Genomic DNA, 24,277 nt, shown 5'->3' with positions numbered 1-24,277 from the left:
CTCGCTCGAACGCGGCTGCCCCGGGCCGCGGTGCGGTCCGGGGCAGCGCGAGGTCACGGGCCGTCAGGTCGGGTCGACGGCCTGCGGCGCGGGCCGGTGGCTAGTGGGGCAGCCGGTCCAGGAGCCAGGTGCCGAGTTCCTCGGTGATGGCGGTGTGCGGTGTGGTGGTGGAGGAGCAGATGAAGTCGTCCACGTCGCTCTGGTCCGGGGACAGGTTGTCGATCTCTGCGTAGAGGTCGTCCTGCTTGTCGATGTCGCGGATGGCCACGGCACTGACGGAGGGGACGAAGCAGATCTCGGGGTGGCGCAGGTCGGCGGTGCCGCCGCTCTTCTTCAGGGCGTCGGCGACGATCTGGTACGAGGCGAGGGTGCCGCCGGGAGCGCCGTCGAGTTCGGGGAAGCCGTCGGTGGTGATCGTCCGGGCGGCGGGCGGCAGCAGGCGCTTCAGCTCGGCGACGGTGACGCCCCGACCGGTGGCCTGGGTGCGGAAGGTGGTGCCCGGGAAGCCGATCAGGCCGGTGCTCCTCAGCGCGATCGCGCCGGGCGGCACGTCCAGGCCGGTGCCGTTGCCGGTGCCGTTGGCGAGCGCCAGCAGGCGCGGGATCCGCGGCCAGCCGCCGACGCGGTCCAGCTGGGCCAGGAACTCGGTGCGCATCGGGTCGACGCGGACCTCGCCGCTCTCCTTGTCGTAGTGCCGCCAGAGCATCTGCCGGGCGGCGGGGCTGTCCATCTGCTGCGCGAACGGGTGGGTCATGCCGGGCAGGGTCGGGATGAAGTGCGCGAACGCCTGGAGCCCGATGGGGATCACGCCGCCGCGGTGCGGGCTGTCCCAGGAGAAGTACAGCCCCGTCCGGTGGTCCATGCGCTGCATTTCCAGCTTGGCCAGGGCATAGCGGGTGATCATGCCACCCATGCTGAAGCCGCCGACCGTCAGCCGGGCGTCGCCCAGCTGCTCGGCGATCGTGCGCATGACGGCCGCCTGCACGGCCTGGGCGTTCTCGAGGATGGACGCGGTGCGCTCCTCGAAGCCCAGCAGGATGACGGTGCGGCCCTGCTGGCGCATCCGGGTGATCAGCGGGAAGTCCCGGTCGAGGCCCGCGTACAGCCAGTCCAGGTCGCTGCGGCCGAGGTTGAACCCGTCGGCCATGATCACCGGCCGCTGGACGCCCTTCGTGCCCTGGGCGTAGTAGACGTTGGCGAAGCCGTTCGGCAGCTGCCACTCCTCGTCCGCCGGGGGAACGGGATACGGGAGCGGTGTCGGGGACGCGATCGGATCGGCAAGCGTGAAGGCAGGGAAGTCCTGCTCGATGTTCTGCTCGGCCAAGGCCGGCTCCTTAGTGCTGTGTGCATGGCGGCGCCCAGGGGTGGCGGACGCACGCCGGGTGGGGACATGACTGCTTCGCATCCTCACTGCTTCGTGTGGAAACGGTTTGCGACGCGCCTGCGGCTGTCGCTCGTACGAGTGACCCGCGGGGCCCCGGCCCGGCGGGCGGGCCGCCGGCCGTCCGTCGACGCGCGGCGACACGCGAAAGGTATTCGCACAAATATTCGAACAGGGTCTACGCTGGTGGGACGGAGGGGGTCCGGACCGGTCAGGGGGTCGTGAGAGCAAGGAGGTGGCGTGCGTGTTCACCCATCTGCATGTCGCCTCGGGCTACTCGGCCCGCTACGGCGCGAGCCTGCCGGACGCACTCGCCGCACGGGCCGCCGAGCAGCGGCTCGGCGCGCTCGCGCTGACCGACCGCGACACGGTCGCCGGCGCGGTGCGCTTCGCGAAGGCCTGCGCGGTGGCCGGCATCCGGCCGGTCCTCGGCGCCGACCTCGCCGTCCCGCTGCTGGCCGACGACCGCGTCGGACCGGTGCGCAGTGCCGGGGGAGTGGGCCCGGCGGGGGAGCGGCGGCGCAGTCCGGCCCGGGGCGGGGCGTTCGTGGACGAGTCCGCACCCCGGGTGACCCTGCTGGCCAGGGACCGTACCGGCTGGGCGAACCTCTGCGCACTGATCACCGCCGCCTGGGCCGCACGCGCCGAGCGCGGCGGCGGCCAGCCGATCGTGCCGTGGGAGACGATCGCGCAGCACGCCGAGGGCCTGACCGCACTCCTCGGCCCCGCCTCCGAGCCCGTCCGCGCGCTCGCCGCCGGACGGCCGGACACCGCGACCGACCTCCTCGGCCCCTGGCGCGAGGCCTTCGGCCCCCATCTGCGCCTGGAGGCCGTCCACCACCGCCGCACCGGCACCGGCGCGGGCTCGCTGCGCCTGGCCGCCCGCACGGTCGGTCTCGCCGCCGACCTCGACCTGCTCGCGGTGATCACCAACGCGGTCCGCTACCTCGACCCCGCCCAGGCCCGGGTCGCGGACGTGCTGGACTCGGCCAGGCTGCTGATGCCGATCCGGCGGGGCAGGACCTGCAACGGCGAGCGGACCCTGAAGGACCACCGCGAGATGGCCGCGCTCGCCGAGGAGGTCGCCCGGGCGGCCGGCCAGGAGCACGGCGGGGCCGCGCACCTGCTCGCCACCACCGCCCGCACCGCCGCCGACTGCCGCCTCGACCCGGCCGCCGACCTCGGCATCGGCCAGGTCCACTTCCCCGAGGAGCACGTCGTCGGCGTCGCCCCCGGCACCTCCGCCCGCGTCCTGCGCGAGCGGTGCGACGCCGCGATGACCCGGCTCGGCTACGACCGCAGCCCCACCATGCGCGCCCGCCTGGACGAGGAGCTGCGCGTCATCAACACGCTCGGCTGGCCCACCTACTTCCTGACGGTCGCCCAGGTCGTCGACGACGTCAAGGAGATGGGCATCCGCGTCCAGGCGAGAGGCTCCGGCGCCGGCTCCCTGGTCGTCCACCTGCTGGGCATCTCGTTCGTGAACCCGCTCGACCACGAGCTGATCATGGAACGGTTCCTCAACCTGCGCCGCAAGAGCCTGCCCGACATCGACATCGACGTGGAGTCCGCCCGCCGCCTGGACGTCTACCGCCGCATCATGGCCCGCTACGGCACCGAGCGGGTCTGCACCCTGTCGATGCCGGAGACCTACCGCGCCCGGCACGCCATCCGCGACACCGGCCTCGCGCTCGGCCTGCCGCCGGACGAGGTCGGCCGCCTCGCCAAGGCCTTCCCGCACATCACCGCCCGCTCCATCACCACCGCCCTCGCCGAGCTCCCGGAGCTGAGCAACGTCCGCGAGCACGCCCACCGCTACGGCCCGCTGTTCGACCTCGCCGAGGGCCTCGACGCGCTCCCGCGCGGCACCGCCATGCACCCCTGCGGCGTCATCCTCTCCAACAACACCCTGCTGGCCCGGACCCCCGTCGTGCCGACGCCGACCGAGGGCTTCCCCGCCATGCAGTTCGACAAGGAGGACGTGGAGCTGGACGGCCTCGGCCTCCTCAAACTCGACGTCCTCGGCGTCCGGATGCAGTCCTCCATGGCCTATGCCGTGCAGGAGATCGAACGCACCACCGGCCGCAGGATCGACCTCGACGACCGCGCCCACGTCCCGCTGGACAACCCGGAGGCCTACGAACTCCTGCGCAGCGGCCAGAACCTGGGCGTCTTCCAGCTCGAATCGCCCGGCCAGCTCGATCTCGCCGGCCGCCTCCAGCCCGAGACCTTCGAGGACCTCGTCGCCGAGATCAGCCTCTTCCGCCCCGGCCCCGTCCAGGCCGACATGATCCGACCCTTCCTCCTCGGTCGGCACGGCAGGAAACCCGTGCACTACCCCCACCCCGACCTCGAACCCGCGCTGCGCTCCACCTACGGCGTGGTCATCTTCAACGAGCAGCTGATCAAGGTGTTCGCCACCATGACCCGCTCGGACCTCGCGATGGGGGAGGAGGCCCGCCGGGCGCTGGCCGGGCCGGAACGGCTGCCGAAGCTGGAGGCCTGGTACCGCAGGCGCGCCACCGCAGCCGGCTACACCGAGGCCGTCGTCGACGAGGTCTGGCAGATGATCGAGAACATGGGCGCGTACGGCTTCGCGAAGAGCCACGCGGTCGCGTTCGCCCTGACCACCCTGCAGTCCGCCTGGCTCAAGGCCCACTACCCGGCCCCGTTCTACGCCGGCCTGCTCGAGCACGACCCCGGCATGTACCCCAAGCGGCTCGTCCTCGCCGACGCGCGGCGCCGCGGCGTGCCCGTCCTGCCCGTCGACGTCCAGCACTCCGCCGCCGGCTACCGCACCGAACGGCTCCCGGACGGCCGCCTCGGCCTGCGGGTCTCCATAGCCGACATCCACGGCATCACCGAGGAGATCGCCGAACGGATCGACACCTGCCGCCCCTACAGCGACATCGCCGACTTCTGGGACCGGGCCCGCCCCACCCATCCGGTCGCCGAACGCCTCGCCCGCATCGGCGCCCTCGACCGGCTCGCCCCCGGCGCACACCGCCGCGAACTCCTCCTGCAGATCGACGAACTCCACCGCCGGCACCGCACCGCCACCATCCCCGCCCAACTCGTCCTCGCCCCGCCGGCCGCCCCCGCGCCGGGCACCACCGGCCTGCCCGTGATGACCCCGCTCGACGAGATGCAGGCCGAGCTGGAGGTCATCGGCATGGACGCCTCCCGGCACCTCATGGAGCCCTTCCACCCGCTGCTCGCCGAGCTCGGCGTCACCCCCGCCCACCTGCTGAAGGAGCACCGCGAGGGGGAGACCGTCCTCGTCGCCGGAGCGAAGGTCGCCATCCAGACCCCGCCGATGCGCTCCGGCCGCCGCACGATCTTCGTGTCCCTGGACGACGGCTCCCGCGGCGACGCCGGACAGGTCGACCTCACGTTCTTCGACGACACCCACGCCCAGGCCGCCTACCCCCTCTTCCACCACTTCCTGATCCTCGCCCGCGGCACCGTCTCCCGCCGCGGCAGGTCCGTCACCGTCATCGGCACCTGCGCCTGGAACCTCCAGGAGGTCGCCGACGCCCACACCGCGGGCGGCACCGCAGCCGTACGCGAGTACCTCACCCGCACCACCGCCCCGCCCACCGACACCCACGAGGCCCGTGCGGACCCTGCCGACGGGCCCGGCGCGGAGCGCGGCCGCCGCGGCGGCGCCGGCAGGCTGTGGCACGCGAGCCCGGGGAGCGCAGGCTGATGACGACCCGTTCGATCCTCCACGTCCGCCTGCACCGGGTGCCGTTCGCGCTCTACGGCGAGACGTTCGCCCTGCTCGGCGACATCACCCCCGCCGTCCAGGCCCTGCCGCCCGAATCCGCGCTCCTCGACGTCACCGGCGCGCTCGGCTACTTCGACCGCACCCCGGAAGGCCTCGCCGACCTGGTCGCCACCCGCCTCCTCGCCCGCTTCGGCCTGCACGCCGCGATCGGCGGCGGCGACAGCCCGCTCCTGGCCGGCCTCGCCGCCGACACCTGCGCCCCCGGCCAGACCCGCATCCTCGGCCCCGGCACCCCGGACACCGGGCGGTTCCTGCGCTCCCGCCCGGTCGAGGCCCTGCCCGGCATCGGCCCCAAGCTCGCCCGGGCCCTCGCCCGCTTCGGCATCACCACGGTCGGCGAACTCGCCGACCTGCCGCTCGCGACCGTGCAGCGGATCGCCGGCACCAGCACCGGCCGTCTGCTCCACGAGCGAGCGAACGGCCACGACCCCCGCACCGTCGTCCCCTCCGGGCCGCCCGCCGGCATCACCGCCGGCCGCCGCTTCCCGACCGACGTCCTCGACCCCGACCGGATCCGCCGGACCCTGCTCGACCTCGCCACCGACCTCGGCTTCCGCCTGCGCACCGGCCACAAGACCTGCCGCGCCCTCGAACTGCAGATCACCTACGCCGACCGCACCGGCACCACCCGCACCCGCACCCTGCGCGAGCCCACCGCCCACACCCCCCACCTCGCCGACACCCTGTACGGCATGTTCGCCGCGCTCGGCCTCCAGCGTGCCCGCATCCGCGCCGTCACCGCCCGCGTCGCCCACCTCGCCCCCGCCGCCACCGGCCACACCCAGCTCACCCTCGACCCCGGGGCCGAGGACCGCCGCACCCTCGAACCGGTCATCGACAGGGCCAACCACCGCTGGGGCACCGGCACCCTCCGCCCGGCCGCCCTCACCGCCCTCCCGAGCCCGGGCGGACCCCGGCGGCACCGCGCCGGTCCTGCCGCCGCCGACCGCCGGCCGTACCGCGCCGCACGCTCGCCGATCGGCTCCTGACGTCCCCGCCCGCCCGCGTACGAGCGCCCGGGCGGGCAGGCCGTCCGAAGTGTGCTCACCGAGCGCATGTGGTAGCCCGAAGGCATGGACGCAGAAGCCGGTACGGCGGACAGGGACCGATACGACCCGGGCGCGGGCGACCGCCCGACCGTCGGGGTCGAGGAGGAGTACCTGCTGCTCGACCCGGACAGCGGCCTGCCCCTGCCCCGGGTCGAGGCGGTGCGCACGATCGCCGGCCTGCACCCCGCGGTGCACCACGACGAGCTGCAGAACGAGCTGCTGCAGGCCCAGGTCGAGGTCGCCACCCCGGTCTGCCGGGACCTCGACGAGGTCGGCGGACACCTGCTCCGGCTGCGGCACGCCCTGGCGACGGCGGCGGAGACGGCCGGCTGCCGACTGGCAGCGTGCGGCACCGCTCCGTACGCACCCCCCGGACCCCCGGAGATCGTGGACAACCCCCGCTACCACTCGATCAGGCAGGTGGTCTCCCAGCTGGCCGACGAAGCCATGATCAACGGTATGCACGTGCACGTGGCCGTCCCGGACCCGCAGACCGGGGTCGAGGTGCTCAACCGGCTCCGGCCGTGGCTGCCGGTGCTCACCGCGCTGTCGGCGAACTCGCCGCTCTGGCACGGCGCCGACACCGGCTACGCGAGCTGGCGCACGGTCGTCTTCGGACGCTGGCCGATCAGCGGCATCCCGCCGTACTTCGCCGGCGCCGAGGACTACGAGCGCCGGCTCGACCACCTGCTGGCGGCCGAGCTGATCCGCGACCGCGGACAGGTGTACTGGCAGGCCCGGCTCTCGGCCAAGTTCCCGACCGTGGAGCTGCGTGCGATGGACGTCCAGCTCCGCGCCGACGAGGCCGTCATGCTGGCCGGCCTGGTCCGCGCGCTGGTGGTCCTGGTGGAGCAGGAGGCGGCGGAGGGACGGCCGGCGGACGTGCGGACGCCGGAGAGCCTGGAGGGCGCCGGCTGGCACGCCGCCCGCTACGGCATCGGCGGCAGCCTGCACGATCCGGGGACCGGGATGTCCCGGCCGGCCGCCGAGCTCGTCCAGGGCATGCTGACCCGGCTCGCACCCGTCCTGGAGACGCTGGGGGACACCCGCGCGGTCTCCCCGCTGGTCCGCCGACTCCTGGCCGAGGGCAACGGCGCCGAACGCCAGCGCCGCCACCTCGCCGAGCACGGGCGGTCCGGACTGATCGCGATGATCGCGGCGCAGAGCGCGGCATCCTGATCCCCGCCTGCCCGCCTGCCCGCCTGCCCGCCTGCCCGTCCGCCCGCTCCCGTGACCAGGCCGTCCACCACCGGGGCACCGGCACCTGCCTGACGGGAAGCCCGGACCGGCAACGGGAAACCGTGCTCGCGCCCACCCCCGCAGCGCCGTCCCGCGCCGCCTGAGCATTTCGCCGGCTCCCGCGATCGGCTACGGTCGGACACGGCGCGCAGCACACGGGGGCGCGGCGTGGCAATCGAACTGCCTGGCAAGGTCGTTGACTTCCTCTCAGTCATCGGTGCCGACCGCGCCCGGTCCACGATCGCGGGGGTGGCATGAGCAACCAGATCGTCAAAGCCCTTGAACACGGGGCTCAGAAGCTCGGCAAGACCCTCGCCGAGGACGCCGGCAAGGCCGTCAAGAGCTTCTACCGCAAGACCGGCGACAACCTCCGCCGCGTCGCGAAGAACACCCGCGAGATCGACGCCCAGCACGCCCGCGACCTGGAGAAGATCCTCCACGGCGAGGACGGCAGAGGCGTGCCGCACCCCCGGTCGGGCGGCGGCGGCAGGCGCGGACCCGGGGAGCAGCCTCTCGGGCGGGGCCGCAGACGCGGCCAGGGCGTCGACGGGAACATCGGCTGCCACACCGCCGGAGACCCCGTCGACGTCGTCTCCGGCCAGGTCATCACCGCCGACACCGACCTCGCCCTGCCCGGCCTCCTGCCGCTGGTGCTGCGCCGCGCCTACGCCTCCGGCTACGTGGGGGGCCGGCTGCTCGGCCCCGGCTGGTCCTCCACGATCGACCAGCGGATCGAGATCGACGCGGACGGGGTCCACGTCGCCGGCGACGACGCCCAGATCCTGCACTACCCGCTGCCCGACCGGGCCGGACAGGCCGTCCATCCGCAGGCCGGGGCACGCCGGCCGCTGACCTGGGACCCGGCCGGCGACGTCTTCCGCATGGAGGACCCCGACCGCGGATGGACCTACCACTTCACCGGCACCGGGACGGGCGCCTACCGGATCGGCGAGATACGCCCGCTGTCCGCCCTCACCGACCGCAACGGCCACCGCATCACCTTCCTCCGCGACGACCGGCACCTCCCCGTGGAAGTACGGCACAGCGGCGGCTACCGCGTCGCCGTCGACACCGCCCCCACCGCCAACGGCCCGCGCATCGAAGGGCTGCGCCTGCTGGACGGCCCGGGCCACGAGAGCTCCACCACGGTGATCGGCTACCAGTACTACCCGGACGGCCGGCTCGCCGGCGTCGTCAACTCCTCGGGCCTGCCGTACGTGTACGAGTACGACGACGACCGGCTCACGGCGTGGATCGACCGCAACGGCGAGAGCTACGAGTACGAGTACGACACCGCCGGGCGGGTCGTCCGCGGCATCGGGCAGAACGGCAACCTGTCGGCCGCCTTCCACTACGACACCGACGCGCGGGTGACCACCACCACCGACAGCCTGGGCCGGGTCACCGAGTACCACTACGACGAACACGAGCACGTCACCAGGACCGTCGACCCGCTCGGGCACGCCTACCACACCCAGTACGACGAGGCCGGACGCGTCACCGCCCGCACCGACGAGATCGGCCGCACCACCCGCCTCCACCTGGACGACAACGGCGACCCCGTCCTCATCACCACCCCCGACGGCAGCACCGTCCGGCTGGACTACAACACGCTGCGCCAGCCCATCGCGGTGACCCGGGCGGGCCGGGTGGTGGGGGCCTTCGAGTACGACAGCCACGGGAACCTCCTGGCCTCGACGGACGCGGCCGGTGCCCGGTCCACCCGCACCTACGACGAGCACGGCCGGATGCTGTCGCTGACCGACCCCCTCGGTGTCACCCGCACGTTCACCAGCAACCCGGCGGGCCTGATCACCTCGGTCACCGACGGCCTCGGCCACACCGCGCACGCCGAGTACGACGCCTTCGGGCGCGTCAGCGCCCTGACGGACCCGCTCGGCAACACCACCCGGTTCACCCACCGCCTCGAGGGCGGCCTCCTCGAGCGCCACCTGCCCGACGGTACGAGCGAGACCTACACCTACGACCCGGAGGGGAACCTCACCGAGCACCAGGACCAGATCGGCGCCGTCACCCGGTTCACCGTCGGACCGTTCGGCCGCCTCAGGACCCGGACCCTGCCCGACGGCGAAGAACAGCACTTCGGCTACGACACCGAACTGCAGCTCACCTCGGTCCTCTCCGGCGAGGCCCACTGGCACTACACCTACGACGCCGCCGGCCACCTGGTCGCCGAGAGCGACTTCAACGGCCGCAGCCTGACCCACCGCCACGACGGGGCCGACCAGCTCCTGGAGACCACCGACCACACCGGACGGCGCACCACGTTCGCCTACAACCTCCTCGGCGACCTCGTCGAGCGGACCGATGCGGACGGCGCCACCACCACCCTCGCCTACGACGCTCTCGGCTTCCCCGCCCGCATCGCCAGTCCCAGCAGTGTCCTGACGTACCACCGGGACCCGGCCGGCAGGATCCTCCGCGAGGACGTCGACGGCCGCGCCACCACCTACACCTACGACGCCCTCGGCCGCCGGACCACCCGCACCACCCCCTGCGGCACCGTCTCCACCTGGAGCTACGACGCCAACGGCCGGCCACTGGCCCTCGGCGCCGCGGGCACGCTCTCCTTCACCCATGACGCGAACGGGCGGGAGACCACCCGCTACCTCGGCGATTCCGCCGCCCTCACCCAGACGTGGGACGCCTGCAACCGGCTCAACGCCCAGTCCATCTGGGCCCGCGGCCCCCGGTCCCAGGGCCCCGCCGGCCGGCCCGACGGCGCCTACGCGAACATCCAGGAACGGACCTACGGGTACCGGCCGGACGGCATGCCCGCGGCCATCACGGACCTCCTGCGGGGCCGCCGCGACTTCACCCTCACCGCCGCCGGCCGCGTCACCCGGGTCAGGGCCGAGTCCTGGCAGGAGACGTACGCCTACGATGCGATCGGCAACGTCACCCGCGCCCACGACACCCGCACCGCCGACGCCCCGACGCAGGGCGAGCGCACCTACCGCGGCAGCCTGCTCCGCACCGCGGGCCGCACCAGCTACGACTACGACGACCGCGGCCGGCTGACCCGCATGCTCGTCAGGACGCTCTCGGGACAGCGCCGTGAATGGCGCTACACCTGGAACGGCGACGACCGGCTCGTGCAGGTGGACACCCCCGGCTCCGGCACCTGGACCTACCGCTACGACCCGATCGGCCGCCGGATCGCCAAGCAGCACCACGGCCCGGACGGCACCGGGCCGGGGCCGGAACTCTCCTTCACCTGGGACGGGACCCGGCTCATCGAGGAGTCCGGGCCCCTGCGCGACGGCACGGCCCGCAGCCGGACCTGGGAGTGGGAACCGGGGACCTGGGAAGTGGCGGCGCAGACCGAGCGCCGCACGAGGCCGGGCACGGACCCGGCCGCGCCGGAGCAGACCGAGATTGACGAGTGGTTCTTCGCGATCGTCACCGACCTGGCCGGCACCCCCAGCGAGATGGTCACCGCCGACGGCCGCCGCCCCCGGACCCCCGCCCCCCACCAGTGGGGCCGGGGCCCCCCGCCGCCGGGCCCCCCCCCCCCGCCGGGGGGGGCCGCCCCCCCCCCCCGCGGCCCGACCCGGACCTGCCGGCATGCCCGCTCGGCATGCCCGGCCAGTACCACGACGACGAGTCCGGCCTCGCCCACAACTACTTCCGCTACTACGACCCGGCCACCGGCCGCTACCTCAGCAGCGACCCGCTCGGCCTGGGCGCCGGACCCAACCCGCACGCCTACGTCCCCAACCCGCTCGCCTGGATCGACCCCCTCGGACTCAAGAAACAGCCCTCCGGCATGGGCGGCTGGTACTACAAACTCCAGCCCGCCAACTGGACCCAGGGCCCCAACGCCAACCAGCAGTACGAGATCAACCACATCCCCGCCCAGGGCTCCTACAAGAAACTCGGCGTCAGCGCCGAGCTCAACCCCGGTTACGGCCCGTCGATCCGCATGGAGTACGACGACCACCGCAAGTTCATCAGCACCGGCCGCGGAGCGGGCCCCGACGCCTGGCGCGCGACCCAGCGCAGCCTCATCCTCCAGGGCAAGTGGGACGAGGCCATGCAGAAGGACATCCAGGAGATCCGCCGCGTCCACGGCACCAAGTACGACAGTGCGATCAGGGAAATGGTCGATTCCCTGCCGCAGAATGCGGAATTCCAGAAATTCCTCAAGGCGAACAACTGGAGGGTCCGGACGTGCCTCCTACAATGACGCCCATGGAGATCACCCTGGACCCGCCCCACGGCATCACCGGCTTCCCGTTCGGCATGCCCGCCGGTGACGTCCGAGCGGCCGCCGCGGCCCTCGGCACCGTCGAGGTCCAGGACGAGGGGTCGGCGGACCGCTTCCACTACATGAAGATCCTCGCCGTCCACCCGCAGTTCGAGATCCTCTTCCACTGCGAGGACGGCAAGACGCTGGGCGCGGCCGAGGTCTGGATCCCCCGGCCCGGCCCCCAGGACATCACCGTCCGCTTCCGCGGGATCGACGTCTTCCGCACCCCTGCCCTGCAACTGGCCGACCGGATCGAAGCCATGGGCGAGCTGGTCATCCGGGAGCCCGACGTGACCGTCCCCCGGCTCTCCCTCGGCTTCACCCGCGAGGCCGGCCACGAAGTCCCCCTCGACACGGACGGCGAGCCCCTCTACTTCCAGGCCGTCCTCGTCGGACCGACGCACTACTACGACTACCTGCTGCCCGACCCGGCCTGAACCGGCGCGGTCCCGCCCGGGTGAGCAGCCGTACGGCCCGGTCGGGACGCCGAACCGGGACCTGACCGTTCGTCTGCTCCAAGCGGCGGCCGCTCATCGGCCGGCCGGGACGTCATGCGGTCGGCGCGGGTGTGCGAGGGTGCCCGTGCCGGGTGCGGGGCGTTCGGGGACCGAGGTGCCTGCGCAGGAACGCGACCTGCGCCCGGGCGGCCTGTTCGTGCGATTCGAGGAAGGGCGCGTAGTGGTGGCCCGGCAGGTGGACCACCTCGGCCCTCGGGGCGCGCCGGGCCGCCCGGAGGGCGGGGCCGGGGAGCGTGCTCAGGTCCTGGTCGCAGACGACCACCAGCAGGGGGCACCGGATCCGGGAGGCGTGGCGGCCGGGCCGGTACCCGCCGAGCTGGAGGGCGATCCGTGCGGCGACCGTCCGCTCCCAGCCGGTGTGGCGCCGTTCGGGGTCGAGGGCCCGGTCGCCGTCCATGGCGTCGGGTGTGGTGAGCGAGGCGACGGTGCCCCGGGCGCCGGCCGTGGGCACCAGCAGCGGCGGACGCCCGACGAGGCTCCCGAGCGCGTCCGCGAGGCCCCGACCGAAGAGCCCCAGCACCGCGAGGGGCGTCATCGAGCGCAGCGCATGGGGGGCGAGGGCGCGCCCGTCGACCAGCGGGGTCTGGGCGATCGCGCAGGCCAGGTGCGGGTGGGCGGCCGCGACGCGGAAGACGTGGCCGCCCGCGAGTGAGAAGCCCCAGAGCGAGATCCGGTCCGGGTCGACGTCGGGCAGGGTGGCCGCGTACGCGACCGCGGCGTGCCAGTCGGCGGCCTGCTCGTCGAAGCGGACGATCTGGCGCGGCGTGCCGCCGCTCTCTCCGAACCGCCGGTGGTCGAAGGCGAGGACGGCGAAGCCGGCGTCGTTGAAGCGTGCGGCGAACAGGTCCGTGGCCGGCTCCTTGGTCACTGAGGTGCCGCCGGCCATGATCACGCAGCCGCCGTTGGATCCCGGGTAGTGCCAGGCGGCGCAGGAGGTGTCGCCGCTGGTGAAGCGCACTTTCTCCCGTCGCTCGGACACCGGCACCCGGACCTCCGGAGTGGGTGCGTCGTGCGCGGATGCTGAGGAACCGCCGAGGGGCATGGGGTGCTCCTTCCGTGGCGCGGCCCCGCCGAGGTACATCGGGGACCGTGGTGGGGTGGATGACATCCATGGTTGGGCCGGGATCGCTCGGACGAGGCCCGGGACGCGACGGAATGGGCGAAACTTGCTCTCATGGTGCGCGCATCGGCGGATTCCGTACTGAGCCCCCTGGACCAGCGGCTGGTGGCCGCCCTGCAGTGGAACGGCCGCCTGCCCGCGGAACGGGCGGCCCAGGTGCTGGGGCTCAGCCCTGCCACCGTGCGCCGGCGCCTGCACGCGCTCGGGGCCGACGGCACCGTGCGGGTGGTGGTCTCACCGGTCGCGCGACCGCGCAACGGCGGGTCGGCCGGGGCCCTGTTCCTGCGGATCCGGGTCCTGCGGGGCAAGCTCGACACGATCGTGGCCGCGCTGGCGGCGCGCGAGGACATCCCGTTCATCGACGTCACCGCCGCGGGCGACGAGATCTTCGCGGTCGCCCGCACCGAGCCGGGCTCGCTCGACCCGCTGGTCTTCCGGCAACTGCCCTCCACCCGGGCGGTGACGTCCCTGGAGAGCGCCACGATCCTGCACGTCTTCCGGCTCACCTCCGAGTGGCGCCACCAGGTGCTGACCGCGCCCGAACGCGCGGCGCTGAGCCCGGCCGAACCGGTCCCCGCCGCGACCGCCTCCGCATCCCCGGGCCCGTACGGCGTCGACGCCGACGCCCTGGAACAGTCCCTCATCGACGCTCTCACCCCCGACGCGCGCCTGCCGGCCGCGGCCCTGGCCGAGCGCACGGGCCACTCCGAGAGCACGGTCCGCCGCCGCCTCGCCCAACTGGCCGCCCAGGGACGCCTCGTGACCCAGGTCCTGGTCGAGCCACGCCGCCTCGGGCTGCCCATCGAGGCCAAACTCCTGCTGCACGTGGCACCCGACCATCTGGCCGCCGCCGGGCAGGCGTTGGCCGGCCACCCCTCGGTGCACGGCGCGTTCGCGACGTCGGGGCCCTCGAACCTGCACGCGGCCGCGTACTTCCCGGACCTGGCGGCGCTCTACGGCTTCCTCTCCGGCGACCTGTCCGGCCTGGGCATCACCCACGTCGAGACGGCCATCGTCAGCCGTGCCGTCAAACGCACCCCCGCGCCGGTCCGGCTCGTTCCGTCGAGGTGACGGCACCGCCGCGCCGACCGGCTCGGGAGGGTCGGGGGCCGACCGGCGTTCAGGCTCCTGTGCTGCGCGCCGGGTCCGTGGCCGGTGCCGGGGGCAGGGGCCCGACGGCTGCGGGGAGCAGCGGGCGGAGGGCGCCGAGGACGGCGCCGACGCAGACGTCGCGCAGTTGGGTGCGGGTGCAGGTCTCCTCGGTGAGCCAGGCGACGACGAGGACCTGGACGAAGACCAGCCAGCTGCGCAGCACGGCGGAGACCGCCGCGCGGGTGTCGTCGTCGGCGAGGGGGAGGACGGCGAGCATGCGGGTGCGCAGGGCGTCCAGCTCGCCGGTGATGATCGTCTGGATGACGGGGTCGCCGGCGAGGACACGGTTCGCGGCGATCACCGTGTTGCGGTTGGCGATGAAGTAGTCCAGGTGCACGTCCATGCCCTGGACGAGCTGGTCGAGCAGTGAGTCGGCCGGGTCCAGGCGGGTCTGCGTCAGCAGCCGGTCCGCCGCTTCCTGGTAGACCGCGGCGAAGAGCGCGTGCTTGCTCGGGAAGTGACGGTAGAGCAGCGCCCGGGAGACGCCGGCCCGTCGGGCGACGTCCTCCATGAGCACGTCCTCGTAGGGGTGCTCGGCGAAGAGCTGCGCCCCGACGGACAGGAGCCGGGCGCGGCGCTCGGTCGCACTCAGGCGTTGGCGGGGTGGTGGCACGCGAGCAGCTTACTTGACACACGTCTACTTGCCGGGTCTACGCTGGCACGAAGAGCTAGTAGACGCGTGTCAACTTATCCGGCGGACAACGGCAGACCAGGTGGTGCGCCATGGCCAGAACGCTCCGACTGCTCCTCCGGCTCATGGGATGGTCCTGTATCGCGATCGGGCTGTTCCACCTCGCCCTCGGCAACGCGGCGATCCCCGGCGCGGCCCACGCCGGGACGACGATCGACAGCTGGGGACGCTTCATGGGCACCTGCTTCGCCGGCTTCGGGGCGGCCTGGCTCTGGGCGGCCCGGCAGCGACCCGTCCCGGCGGCAGCGGTGCGCCTGCTCGCCGGCGTCTTCCTGCTGGGCGGTCTCGGCCGCCTGCTCTCGCTGGCGCTGCACGGTTGGCCGCAGTGGTTCCAGATCGTGCTCGCGGTGATCGAACTGGGGCTGCCGCCGGTCTACTTCTGGCTCGCGGACGCCGACGAGCGGGCAGTCGGACAGGCGCAGGCGCGCACGGGCGAGCGGGCGGAAGCCCGTGCGGCCGGCCGGGACGTGCGTTCGCGGGGGTGAGACGGGCACGGTGCGGGCGGCCGCACCGGCCCCGTCTCGTCGACCGTGCAGGAACTGCGGGACGCGATGCACGACTTGGCGGGATCTGCACTGCGGCGTCGGTCCACGGATCGGATGATCAGTGCACGGCACCCGCCGGGTGGGGCAGCCGCGGGTGCCCGTCCGGGCCGCACCCGGCCGGCCGCGGACCGCTGCCCAGGTGCGGATGCGCGTCGGTGAACGCGGCGATCCTCCGCATCGCGTCGACCAGGTCGCCCCCGAGCATCAGGTGCCGACGCGAGCGGTCGGCGAGCTGGACCAGGTCGACCAGCCGGTCCTCGGACCAGGCGCGCCCGGCGGCCTCCCGGAGCCGGACCAGGTCGTCGTACTCGGCAAGCAGGCGCCTGCGATCCTCGTCGAGGACCGGTTCGCGCGGGTGTCGATCGGCCGGCCCGGTCGGTACCGGCCCTAGGGCCCGGAGCAGCTCCGCGATACGCGCTGCCGCTGCCGCCCGGAGCCCGGCGGCGAGCAGATCGGTGTTCCGGAGAACCGGCTTCGAGTCGATGATCGGCGGATTCATCCGGTCACCGTACCGACCCGGCCGCGACCGGCCGGCGACCGTCGCGGCAACCGGCGGCGAAGTCACCGGGACAGCCGAACGAGCCCACCTGCCACCGAATGTGCCGGGCGTTGCACTGGCCGGTGCAGATGCAGCGACCTGGTGGGCACCCCGGCCCCGTCTCCCGGCCCGAGGTGTGCCCGGTGCGGCGGTTCGTCGCGGCCGGGGACGGGGAGGGCCCGCCGTCCGAGGTGCGCCGATGTGGCGGCGCATCGGACCGGGCGGACCGTCCCCGACCACCGGTTGAGCCCTGCGGGCTCCAAGGATCCGGGCTACGGGTCACGCCGTGCCGTCCGGTTCGGGCGCCGGCCCGAGGCGGCCGGACTGCGCTCCCGGGGAGCGTCAGGCGCAGGCGAGGTGCCAGGAATCGTACGTGCCGGAGATGTAGGACCCGTTGTCCTCGAGGCCTGCCCGGAGGTAGAAGCAGGCGCCCTCGGCGAAGTCCTTATGGCGGCAGGCGGCAGGCGGCAGGCGGCAGGCGGCGGGGCACCGGTGGGCCGGTCCGAGCAGAGGTTGAGGTTCGGCCCGGCCGCACCGCCGAGGCCCGGTGGGAGAACGCTCTCGCGCCTGTCCGGCAGGCTTGCGTCCAATTCCGTCGCCCCCATTGACATGCCCGTCGCCGCAGGGGCACTCTCTAGCAGCTGAGAGAGCGCTCTCTCGCATATTTCCAAGGGGAGGACGAGCATGCCGGTGGACCTGGCCGCCCCCGACCGGCAGCGGCCGACGCTGGACGACGTCGCCGAGCGCGCCGGAGTCTCCCGTGCCACCGCCTCGCGGGTGGTCAGCGGCTCGCACCCGGTCAGCGAACGGCGCCGCATCGCCGTCATGCGCGCCGTCGCCGACCTCCAGTACGTCCCCAACCAGGCGGCCCGCTCGCTGGTCACCCACCGCACCGGCAGCTACGCCCTGGTACTGCCGGAGGGCATGGCCCGGGTCTTCTCGGACGGCTTCTTCCCTGCCCTGATCCGCGGTGCGACGGCGGAACTCGAAGAGTCGGACGAGCAGTTGGTGATCCTGCTGGCCGGGTCGCCGGCCGGCCGCCGGCGGATCGAGCAGTACGCGCGGGCCGGGCACGTGGACGGCGTGATCCTGGCCTCGATGCACGGGCCGGACCCGTTGCCGGAGGCCCTGGCGCGTACCGGCGTTGCCGTGGTCTGCAACGAACGGCCGCTCGGCGGACCGGCGTTGCCCTATGTCGGAGTGGACAACGAGGGCGGTGCGCGGCTGGCCGTCCGCTACCTGCGGCGGATCGGCCGGGAGCGGATCGCCACCGTCGCGGGGCCCGCCGACATGGCTGCCGGCATCGAGCGGCTGGCCGGCTACCGGCGGGAGACCGCCCGGGCCCGCTGCCCCCGCCTGGTCGCGCACGGCGACTTCAGCGTGGAGTCCGGCCGGACCGCGATGGCCGAACTGCTGCGCCGCGAACCGGGCATCGACGGGGTCTTCGCGGCCTCCGACCAGATGGCGGCGGGCGCCCTGGAGGCGCTGCGGACGGCGGGGCGGCGGGTCCCCGAGGACGTGGCGGTGGTCGGCTTCGACGATGTGGACACGGCGCGGCTGAGCAGCCCGGCGCTGACCACGGTGCGCCAGCCGATCGACGAGCTCGGCCGGCAACTCGTCCGCAAAGTCCAGCGGTTGGCTGCCGGTGAGCCGGTGGATCCGGCCCTCGTGCTGCCCACCGAGCTGGTCGTCCGGGACTCGGCGTGAGCACCGCCCGGCCTGCCCTTCGGCGCCGTCCGGCGCGCGGCCCCCCGTCCGCTGCCGCCGAGAGCCGCCGCAGCCGTACCCGACCGGCTCCCCACGGGCCGCCGCACCAGCTCCGCATCACCCCCACCCCGGCTGGAGTTCGCATGACCACCGCACCATTCGCAGCCGTACCGTCCGGCACCGCGCCATCCCGACCCGCACCGTCCGGCACCGCACTCCGTCCACCGCAGCACCGAGGCCGTCAGGCGTTCGTCCGCCTGGTCACCGCGCTGGTGCTCGCAGCGGGTGCCCTGTTCATCCCGTTCGCCCCGACGGGCACCGCCGCCACCGAGTCCCTTCTCTCCCAGGGCAGGCCGGTCACCGCCTCCTCCACCGAGAGCGTCGCCTTCCCGGCCGCCTCGGCGGTGGACGGCGACGGCGGCACCCGCTGGTCGAGCGCCTTCGCCGACCCGCAGTGGATCCAGGTCGACCTCGGCGCGACGGCCACCGTCAGCCGTGTGGTGCTGCAGTGGGAGGCCGCGTACGCCACCGGCTTCAAGCTGCAGACCTCCGCAGACGGCAGCACCTGGACCGACGTCTACTCCACCACGACCGGCACCGGGGGCACCCAGAACCTCACCGTCTCCGGCAGCGGCCGCTACGTGCGGATGTACGGGACCGCCCGGGCCACCCAGTACGGCTACTCGCTCTGGGAGTTCCAGGTCTACGGCGTGGCCGGCGGCGCCACCGGCGACACCGAACTCTCCTACCAGCGGCCCGCGGTGGCCTCCTCCTACCAGGACGACGGCAACTGCGGCGGCTGCCTTCCGGCCAAGGTGGACGACCAGGACCCGGGGACCCGCTGGGCGACCAGCGCCACCACCGGCTGGACCGACCCCGGCTGGATCTACCTGGACCTCGGTGCGACCGCCCAGATCCACAAGGTGGTCCTCCAGTGGGATCCGGCCTACGCCGCCGCGTACCGGCTCCAGGTCTCGAACGACGCCGCCACGTGGACGGACATCTACTCCACCACGACCGGCAAGGGCTTCAAGGAGACCATCACCAACCTGAACGGCAGCGGCCGCTACATCCGGATGTACGGCACCGCCCGGGCCTCCCAGTACGGCTACTCGCTCTGGGAGTTCCAGGTCTACGGCACCGGCGGTGCGCCGACCCCGCCGCCCGCGCTGCCGCCGAACCCGAGCTTCCCCGGACACCTGGTCTGGAGCGACGAGTTCAACGGGACGAACGGCACGGCGCCGGACGCCTCGAAGTGGACCACCGACCCCGGCCCGGGCGTCAACAACGAGCTGGAGTACTACACCAGCGGCAACAGGAACCTCTACCAGGACGGCACCGGCAACCTGGTCATCGAGGCGCGCAAGGAGGTCACCGCCGGCTCCTCGTGCCCGCGCGACCCGCTGTCCGGCAGCACCACGTGCCAGTACACCTCCGGCCGGATCAACTCCTCGGACCACTTCAACTTCACCTACGGCCACGCCGAGGCGCGGATCAAGGTGACCGGTACCCAGGGCCTGTGGCCCGCGTTCTGGATGCTCGGCGCCGACTTCAAGACCGGGACGCCGTGGCCGGCCTCCGGCGAGATCGACATCATGGAGCACGTCGGCAAGGTCGCGGACTCCGTGTACTCGACCCTGCACGCTCCCGCGTACAACGGCGCGGGCGGCTACGGCTCCCCGTACACGGTGGCGGGCAGCGACTTCGCCAGTGCCTTCCACACCTACGGGGTGGACTGGGACTCCGCACACATGACGTTCTACGTCGACGGCAACGCCTTCTTCACCGTCGACCGGAACGTGCTGGAGACCACCCGCGGCCCGTGGGTGTACGACCACCCGTTCTACCTGATCCTCAACAATGCGGTGGGCGGCGACTGGCCGGGCGCGCCCGACGGTACGACCGTGTTCCCGCAGAAGATGCTCGTGGACTACGTCCGCGTGTACCAGTGAGCAGTGGCGGCGGGGGGGCGCGCCCCCCCCCCCCGCCCCCCCCCCGGCCGCGGGCGCGGCGCGCGCGCGGGCGCGGGGCGCCGCGGCCCGGCGGGCCGCCGGGCGCGCGCCGCGGGCCCGCGCCCGCGGCCGTTGCGGCCGCTCGGCCGTCGGTCCGGCGAACCGGCGGGCACCCTGCGAGGAGGACCGGTCGGCGCGCGGAAGGTGCGGCCGTCACTGCGACGGCAGCTCCCGGGTCAGCCGCAGGGTGATGAAGGGGACGGTGTCGCCGGGGAGCAGGTCGCGCTCCACCTCGACGAATCCGCGGGCGAGGGCGAAGTCCAGCCCGTCGGTGTTGGAGGCCAGGATGATGGTCTCGATCCCGTCCGCCCCCAACTCCAATGCCCGGGCGACGCCCTGGGCGTAGAGGGCGGCGCCGTGTCCGCGCCGCCGGTGGGCCGGGAGCACCCGGGCGATGACCGTGGCCGCGGTCGAACCGTCCGCCGGCGGACGGACCGTGGAGCAGCCCACCAGGACGTCGCCGAGGTAGGCGACCGCCAGCCGGTTGCGACGCGCACTGGCGCGGACCTCCTCGGCGGAGAGCGGAGCCGTCGGGATGATGGCGTTGTGGACGTGCCGCCAGTCCGCCAGGGCGGCCTCGCCGGCCGCCGGTTCGATGCGCAGTTCGGTCATCGCGCCAGCCAACCGCCGGGCCCGGCGGCACGTCAACCGCAATACCGGGCCTCCCGCCGGACCGCCGGCGCGCCGGCCCGCGGCGCCGTGCCGCCCCGTGAGCCCGTCCGGAGGACGTCAGGCCATCCAGAAGAAGACCGCGGTCATCCGCTTGTCCTCCAGGGTGCTGCCCCAGTATCCGGTGGCGGTGTGGATGAGGTTGGCGCTGTACAGCAGCAGCCGGTTGAAGCGGTGCGCGACCCGGACGTCCTCGACGAAGGCGTCGGCCGGGACGTAGCGGGTGCCCAGCGCGTCGACCAGGTTGTTGTGCGGGGCGGCCACGGTGTTGCCGCCGAGGACGCCGCCCGCGAGCTGCTGGCGGTAGAAGCTCGTCCCGCAGTCCTTGGGCGCCGACGGGTTGAGGTAGAGCACCGCGGCGTAGCGGCAGACCGACCGGGCGTCGGTGTGCGGCCGCGGCTCGCACTCGTCCTTGCCGACCACCTGGATGCAGTTGTGGTTGACCACCGCGCCGCCCGCGGCGGTCTCGGGCCAGATCCGGCTCGCGCCGGTCGCCTTCCTCACCAGCTCCTCGACGTGGGCGAGTTCGTCGGGCTCCAGGCCCGGCATCGTCCGCAGGCCCGGCCAGGCCTCGGGCTTGTACGGGTAGCCCTCGCTCCAGTCGTCCCGGGCCAGGATCCGGGCCCGGACGGCCTCGGCGTCCGGCAGCACGTCGTCGATGACCCAGTAGTCGCGGCCGAGCGTGGGCTTGCGGTACGGGAGCACCGGGATCGCCGGCGTCCTGGGAAGGCGTGACATGGCCCCGACGGTAGTGGCGGCGCGCGCGCCCACTCGCCCACGGGCAGGTCAACGTTCCGTCAAGGGCGGGCAAGGTGCCACCCCGGCGCGGAAGCCCGTTACGGAGCGGGCCCGGCACCCTTTATCGTCACTCTGACATTAATCGTGAAGGGGGACCCGTGTCCGTCGCCGACACCCTCAGCGGGCTGCTCGCCCCGCTCAACCACCAGTTGTTCCTGCTCGGCCAGGACGCCGTCACCCCCGCCGAACTGCTCGGCTTCGCCACCGGCGCGGTCTGCGTCTGGCTCTGCGTCCGGGCGAACGCCTGGAACTTCCCGATCGGGATCGCCAACAACCTCTTCTTCTTCGCCCTGTTCTGGAGCGCCCGGCTGTACGCGGACGCCGCCCTCCAGCTCGTCTTCCTGGCACTGGCCGCCCACGGCTGGTACCGCTGGCTGCGCGGCGGCGAGCGGCACACCGAGCGGCCCATGGGCCGCGCCGCGCCGGCCACCCTGCTCGTGCTGGGCGTCCTCCTGGTCCCGGCCACCTGGGGACTCACCGTCCTGCTCGCCCGCGCCCACGACAGCGCGCCGTTCTGGGACGCCCTCACCACCGCGCTCTCGCTCGCCGCCCAGTGGCTGCTCAACGCCAAGCAGCTGGAGAACTGGTACCTCTGGATCGCCGCCGACCTGATCTACATCCCGCTGTACGCGGCCAAGGACCTCGTCCTCACCGCGGTGGTCTACGTGCTCTTCCTCGGCATGTGCGGCGTCGGACTGCGCGCCTGGCACCGCGAACTGGCCGTCCCCGCCCCGCCCGCCGCCACCGCCGGGCTCCCGGCATGAGCCCCGCCGCCGCGCCGGGCCGCTTCGCCCACGGCCTGGTCATCGGCAAGTTCTATCCGCCGCACGCCGGGCACCACTTCCTGATCCGCGCCGCCGCGGACGCCTGCGACCGGGTCACCGTCGTCGTGATGGCCGCCACCCGGGAGTCGGTACCGCTCGCCGACCGGGTCTCCTGGATCCGCGAACACTGGGCGGACGAACCGCAGGTCGCGGTCGCCGGGATCACCGACGACCTGCCGGTCGACTACGACAGCGCCGAGATCTGGGCCGGCCACGTCGCGCTGATGCGCGAGGCCGTCGCCGCCGCACCGCCCGCACCACCGGTCGACGCCGTCTTCAGTTCGGAGCCGTACGGCACCGAACTGGCCCGGCGGTTCGACGCCGCGCCCGTCCTGCTCGACGTCCCGCGGGACACCTTCGCGGTCTCCGGCACCAAGGTCCGGGCCGACCCCGTCGCCTACTGGGACGAACTCGAACCGCCCGTCCGCGGCTGGTTCGCCCGCCGGGTCGTGGTGGTCGGCGCGGAGTCCACCGGCACCACCACGCTCTCCCGCGACCTCGCCGCCGCGCTGCGGGCCCGCGGCGGCCCGCACGCCCGGACCCGGTGGGTCCCCGAGTACGGGCGCGAACTGACCGCCGCCAAACTCGCCGTCGCCCGCGGCCTGGCCCGGCCGGACGGCCCGGTGCCGACCGTCTTCGACCTGGACTGGACGGACGCCGACTTCGAACTCGTCGGCCGCCGCCAGAACGAGGCCGAGCAGCGGGCCGCCCGGTCCGGCGGCCCCGTCCTGGTCTGCGACACCGACACCCTCGCCACCACCGTCTGGCAGGAGCGCTACCGCGGCCGCGCCACCGACCCCGTCCGCCGACTCGCGGAAGGACTCCCGGCCCGCGCCCTGTACCTGCTCACCTCGGACGACGGGGTGCCGTTCGACGACGACGGACTGCGCGACGGCGAACACCTGAGGCCCTGGATGACCGGCAGGTTCCGCGAGGTCCTCGACACGGCCGGCGCGCCCTGGCTGGAACTGCACGGCGACCGGCCGGCCCGGCTGGCCCGGGCGCTGGCCGCCGTCGACACCCTGCTCGCCGACGGCTGGGGGCTGGCCGACCCGTTGGGGTGAGCGGGACGCTGCGCCGCACCCCCCGCCCGGACCTGCCCGCGCGGCGTACGACGCCGTGCGCCGGGCCCCGCGGACCGCTACGGTGCCGCCCGGCGCACGTCCGCGCAGCTCGCACGGGGTCGCCCGTCCGGCGGGGCCGCTGCGGCCGGCGCCCGGGCGGCCCCGGCCGCGCGCAGCCCGTCCCCTGTCCGGCCGATCCCGCGTTGTTGGCCGCCCCGGTTGCGCCCAAGGTGGATGTCGAGCACGTCCCCACGCACTCGCCTCGCACACGGCCGGGCCCCCGGGCGCCGGTCGGGCAGGAGCACCGCATGGTCACCGATGGGAACGCAGACCCGTCCGATTCCGATCACGCGAGCCCGGACGGCGGGCTGCCCGCCGTCTGCGTACTGCCGGCCACCGTCGAGGCCGTGCCCGAACTGCGCAGGTTCGCGGCCGATCTCGCCTGGCGGTGGGGGCTCCCGCAGGCCGTCGACGACGCGCTGGCCCTCGTCGTCACGGAACTCGCCACCAACGTCGTGCTGCACAGCGGCAGCCCCGATGTGTCCCTGCTGGTCTCGCGCAGCCGCGGCGCGGTCCGGGTCGTGGTCAAGGACTCCGGCTGCTGGCGGCCCCGCCCGGCCCGCCGCCGGGCGGCCGAGGACGCCGACGCCCTGTTCGGCCGCGGCCTGCGCCTGGTCGGCGCACTCACCGGCGCCTGCCACACCTTCCCCGGTTCCACCGGGACCTGCGTCGTCGCCGACCTCGTCCTCGCCGAGGCCGTGCTCGCCGAAGGGCCGCTCCCGGTCGCGGTCTGACCGCCCGGCGCCGCCCCGCGGCCCGGCGCTCGGCGGCGAAGGTGTCGCAGAAGGCGTTGGCGGCGGCGTAATTGGCCTGTCCGGGCGAGCCGAACACGCCGGCCGTCGAGGAG

18 protein-coding genes and 2 pseudogenes are annotated in these 24,277 nt (G+C 73.9%); 13 read left to right on the top strand and 7 right to left on the bottom strand.

Going from position 1 to position 24,277, the window contains the following annotated elements; genetic code table 11:
* Positions 1-100: 100 nt before the first annotated feature.
* Positions 101-1,324: an esterase/lipase family protein gene (locus ACFV0G_RS06675; RefSeq protein ID WP_380542676.1), complete on the bottom strand. Its 1,224-nt coding sequence runs from the start codon at positions 1,322-1,324 to the stop codon at positions 101-103.
* 301 nt (positions 1,325-1,625) lie between these two features.
* On the opposite strand from ACFV0G_RS06675, the gene ACFV0G_RS06670 reads away from it, so the two are divergent.
* The 6 genes and pseudogenes from ACFV0G_RS06670 to ACFV0G_RS06645 all read left to right on the top strand — a co-directional run bounded on the left by ACFV0G_RS06670 (position 1,626) and on the right by ACFV0G_RS06645 (position 12,169).
* Positions 1,626-5,090 (top strand): DNA polymerase III subunit alpha, encoded by a 3,465-nt coding sequence (locus tag ACFV0G_RS06670; protein ID WP_380542673.1) that lies wholly within the window; start codon positions 1,626-1,628, stop codon positions 5,088-5,090.
* Complete coding sequence (locus ACFV0G_RS06665; protein ID WP_380542670.1) at positions 5,090-6,160, top strand: helix-hairpin-helix domain-containing protein; 1,071 nt, start codon at positions 5,090-5,092, stop codon at positions 6,158-6,160. The genes ACFV0G_RS06670 and ACFV0G_RS06665 overlap by 1 nt, the downstream gene beginning before the upstream one ends.
* Before the next feature lie 84 nt (positions 6,161-6,244).
* Positions 6,245-7,399 carry a glutamate--cysteine ligase gene (locus ACFV0G_RS06660; RefSeq protein ID WP_380542667.1) on the top strand — a complete coding sequence of 385 codons (1,155 nt, stop codon included), beginning with the start codon at positions 6,245-6,247 and terminating at the stop codon, positions 7,397-7,399.
* 314 nt (positions 7,400-7,713) lie between these two features.
* A pseudogene (locus ACFV0G_RS06655) lies at positions 7,714-10,659 on the top strand (DUF6531 domain-containing protein); the annotation flags it as partial.
* 401 nt (positions 10,660-11,060) lie between these two features.
* Positions 11,061-11,669: an RHS repeat domain-containing protein gene (locus tag ACFV0G_RS06650; RefSeq protein WP_380542694.1), complete on the top strand. Its 609-nt coding sequence runs from the start codon at positions 11,061-11,063 to the stop codon at positions 11,667-11,669.
* 5 nt (positions 11,670-11,674) lie between these two features.
* Positions 11,675-12,169 (top strand): hypothetical protein, encoded by a 495-nt coding sequence (locus tag ACFV0G_RS06645; protein ID WP_380542664.1) that lies wholly within the window; start codon positions 11,675-11,677, stop codon positions 12,167-12,169.
* A 112-nt stretch (positions 12,170-12,281) separates the two neighbouring features.
* On the opposite strand, the gene ACFV0G_RS06640 is transcribed toward ACFV0G_RS06645, so the two are convergent.
* Positions 12,282-13,292 carry an alpha/beta hydrolase gene (locus ACFV0G_RS06640; RefSeq protein WP_380542661.1) on the bottom strand — a complete coding sequence of 337 codons (1,011 nt, stop codon included), beginning with the start codon at positions 13,290-13,292 and terminating at the stop codon, positions 12,282-12,284.
* Positions 13,293-13,424: 132 nt separating this feature from the next.
* On the opposite strand from ACFV0G_RS06640, the gene ACFV0G_RS06635 reads away from it, so the two are divergent.
* The gene (locus tag ACFV0G_RS06635) at positions 13,425-14,441 is read left to right on the top strand and encodes an Lrp/AsnC family transcriptional regulator (protein WP_380542658.1); all 1,017 of its coding nucleotides are present in this window, start codon (positions 13,425-13,427) and stop codon (positions 14,439-14,441) included.
* A gap of 49 nt (positions 14,442-14,490) precedes the next feature.
* On the opposite strand, the gene ACFV0G_RS06630 is transcribed toward ACFV0G_RS06635, so the two are convergent.
* Positions 14,491-15,135 (bottom strand): TetR/AcrR family transcriptional regulator, encoded by a 645-nt coding sequence (locus tag ACFV0G_RS06630; protein WP_380542655.1) that lies wholly within the window; start codon positions 15,133-15,135, stop codon positions 14,491-14,493.
* A 110-nt stretch (positions 15,136-15,245) separates the two neighbouring features.
* Between ACFV0G_RS06630 and ACFV0G_RS06625 the strand changes: the two genes are divergently transcribed.
* Complete coding sequence (locus ACFV0G_RS06625) at positions 15,246-15,698, top strand: DUF4345 domain-containing protein (RefSeq protein ID WP_380542653.1); 453 nt, start codon at positions 15,246-15,248, stop codon at positions 15,696-15,698.
* Between the two features lie 118 nt (positions 15,699-15,816).
* Here the strand turns inward: ACFV0G_RS06625 and ACFV0G_RS06620 are convergent, their stop codons facing one another.
* Positions 15,817-16,257, bottom strand: coding sequence for a hypothetical protein (locus ACFV0G_RS06620; protein WP_380542650.1), 441 nt, complete (start codon positions 16,255-16,257; stop codon positions 15,817-15,819).
* A gap of 723 nt (positions 16,258-16,980) precedes the next feature.
* On the opposite strand from ACFV0G_RS06620, the gene ACFV0G_RS06615 reads away from it, so the two are divergent.
* Together ACFV0G_RS06615 and ACFV0G_RS06610 are read left to right on the top strand one after the other, a co-directional pair.
* Positions 16,981-18,003 carry a LacI family DNA-binding transcriptional regulator gene (locus ACFV0G_RS06615; RefSeq protein WP_380542647.1) on the top strand — a complete coding sequence of 341 codons (1,023 nt, stop codon included), beginning with the start codon at positions 16,981-16,983 and terminating at the stop codon, positions 18,001-18,003.
* A gap of 143 nt (positions 18,004-18,146) precedes the next feature.
* Positions 18,147-19,955 (top strand): discoidin domain-containing protein, encoded by a 1,809-nt coding sequence (locus ACFV0G_RS06610; protein WP_380542644.1) that lies wholly within the window; start codon positions 18,147-18,149, stop codon positions 19,953-19,955.
* A gap of 213 nt (positions 19,956-20,168) precedes the next feature.
* On the opposite strand, the gene ACFV0G_RS06605 is transcribed toward ACFV0G_RS06610, so the two are convergent.
* Together ACFV0G_RS06605 and ACFV0G_RS06600 are read right to left on the bottom strand one after the other, a co-directional pair.
* Positions 20,169-20,627, bottom strand: a complete 459-nt coding sequence (locus ACFV0G_RS06605) for a GNAT family N-acetyltransferase (protein WP_380542641.1) — start codon at positions 20,625-20,627, stop codon at positions 20,169-20,171.
* Between the two features lie 117 nt (positions 20,628-20,744).
* Entirely contained in the window at positions 20,745-21,422 is a 678-nt protein-coding gene (locus ACFV0G_RS06600; RefSeq protein WP_380542638.1) for a DUF6445 family protein, read from the bottom strand.
* A 158-nt stretch (positions 21,423-21,580) separates the two neighbouring features.
* Between ACFV0G_RS06600 and pnuC the strand changes: the two genes are divergently transcribed.
* The 3 genes from pnuC (at position 21,581) to ACFV0G_RS06585 (ending at position 24,164) form a co-directional block, all read left to right on the top strand.
* Complete coding sequence (gene pnuC / locus ACFV0G_RS06595) at positions 21,581-22,246, top strand: nicotinamide riboside transporter PnuC (protein ID WP_380542635.1); 666 nt, start codon at positions 21,581-21,583, stop codon at positions 22,244-22,246.
* Entirely contained in the window at positions 22,243-23,370 is a 1,128-nt protein-coding gene (locus tag ACFV0G_RS06590; RefSeq protein ID WP_380542632.1) for an AAA family ATPase, read from the top strand. The genes pnuC and ACFV0G_RS06590 overlap by 4 nt, the downstream gene beginning before the upstream one ends.
* Positions 23,371-23,678: 308 nt before the next feature.
* Positions 23,679-24,164 carry an ATP-binding protein gene (locus ACFV0G_RS06585; RefSeq protein WP_380542630.1) on the top strand — a complete coding sequence of 162 codons (486 nt, stop codon included), beginning with the start codon at positions 23,679-23,681 and terminating at the stop codon, positions 24,162-24,164.
* A 19-nt stretch (positions 24,165-24,183) separates the two neighbouring features.
* Here ACFV0G_RS06585 and ACFV0G_RS06580 read toward each other — a convergent pair.
* Positions 24,184-24,277 (bottom strand): annotated as a pseudogene (locus tag ACFV0G_RS06580) (KR domain-containing protein); the annotation flags it as partial.

The sequence above is a fragment of the Kitasatospora sp. NPDC059571 genome (assembly GCF_042735675.1).
Classification (GTDB): domain Bacteria; phylum Actinomycetota; class Actinomycetes; order Streptomycetales; family Streptomycetaceae; genus Kitasatospora.
Note: the sequence above shows the minus strand (reverse complement) of the source record. Positions and strands in the feature narration are given on the sequence as shown.

What these genes read in the sequence shown, in the direction of transcription:
- ACFV0G_RS06645 (WP_380542664.1), top strand. Translation starts at nt 11,675, where the DNA reads ATGGAGATCACCCTGGACCCGCCCCACGGCATCACCGGCTTCCCGTTC.
- ACFV0G_RS06640 (WP_380542661.1), bottom strand. Translation starts at nt 13,292, where the DNA reads ATGCCCCTCGGCGGTTCCTCAGCATCCGCGCACGACGCACCCACTCCG.
- ACFV0G_RS06605 (WP_380542641.1), bottom strand. Translation starts at nt 20,627, where the DNA reads ATGACCGAACTGCGCATCGAACCGGCGGCCGGCGAGGCCGCCCTGGCG.
- ACFV0G_RS06600 (WP_380542638.1), bottom strand. Translation starts at nt 21,422, where the DNA reads ATGTCACGCCTTCCCAGGACGCCGGCGATCCCGGTGCTCCCGTACCGC.
- ACFV0G_RS06665 (WP_380542670.1), top strand. Translation starts at nt 5,090, where the DNA reads ATGACGACCCGTTCGATCCTCCACGTCCGCCTGCACCGGGTGCCGTTC.
- ACFV0G_RS06635 (WP_380542658.1), top strand. Translation starts at nt 13,425, where the DNA reads ATGGTGCGCGCATCGGCGGATTCCGTACTGAGCCCCCTGGACCAGCGG.
- ACFV0G_RS06615 (WP_380542647.1), top strand. Translation starts at nt 16,981, where the DNA reads ATGCCGGTGGACCTGGCCGCCCCCGACCGGCAGCGGCCGACGCTGGAC.
- ACFV0G_RS06660 (WP_380542667.1), top strand. Translation starts at nt 6,245, where the DNA reads ATGGACGCAGAAGCCGGTACGGCGGACAGGGACCGATACGACCCGGGC.
- ACFV0G_RS06650 (WP_380542694.1), top strand. Translation starts at nt 11,061, where the DNA reads ATGCCCGGCCAGTACCACGACGACGAGTCCGGCCTCGCCCACAACTAC.
- ACFV0G_RS06585 (WP_380542630.1), top strand. Translation starts at nt 23,679, where the DNA reads ATGGTCACCGATGGGAACGCAGACCCGTCCGATTCCGATCACGCGAGC.
- ACFV0G_RS06610 (WP_380542644.1), top strand. Translation starts at nt 18,147, where the DNA reads ATGACCACCGCACCATTCGCAGCCGTACCGTCCGGCACCGCGCCATCC.
- ACFV0G_RS06625 (WP_380542653.1), top strand. Translation starts at nt 15,246, where the DNA reads ATGGCCAGAACGCTCCGACTGCTCCTCCGGCTCATGGGATGGTCCTGT.
- ACFV0G_RS06590 (WP_380542632.1), top strand. Translation starts at nt 22,243, where the DNA reads ATGAGCCCCGCCGCCGCGCCGGGCCGCTTCGCCCACGGCCTGGTCATC.
- ACFV0G_RS06620 (WP_380542650.1), bottom strand. Translation starts at nt 16,257, where the DNA reads ATGAATCCGCCGATCATCGACTCGAAGCCGGTTCTCCGGAACACCGAT.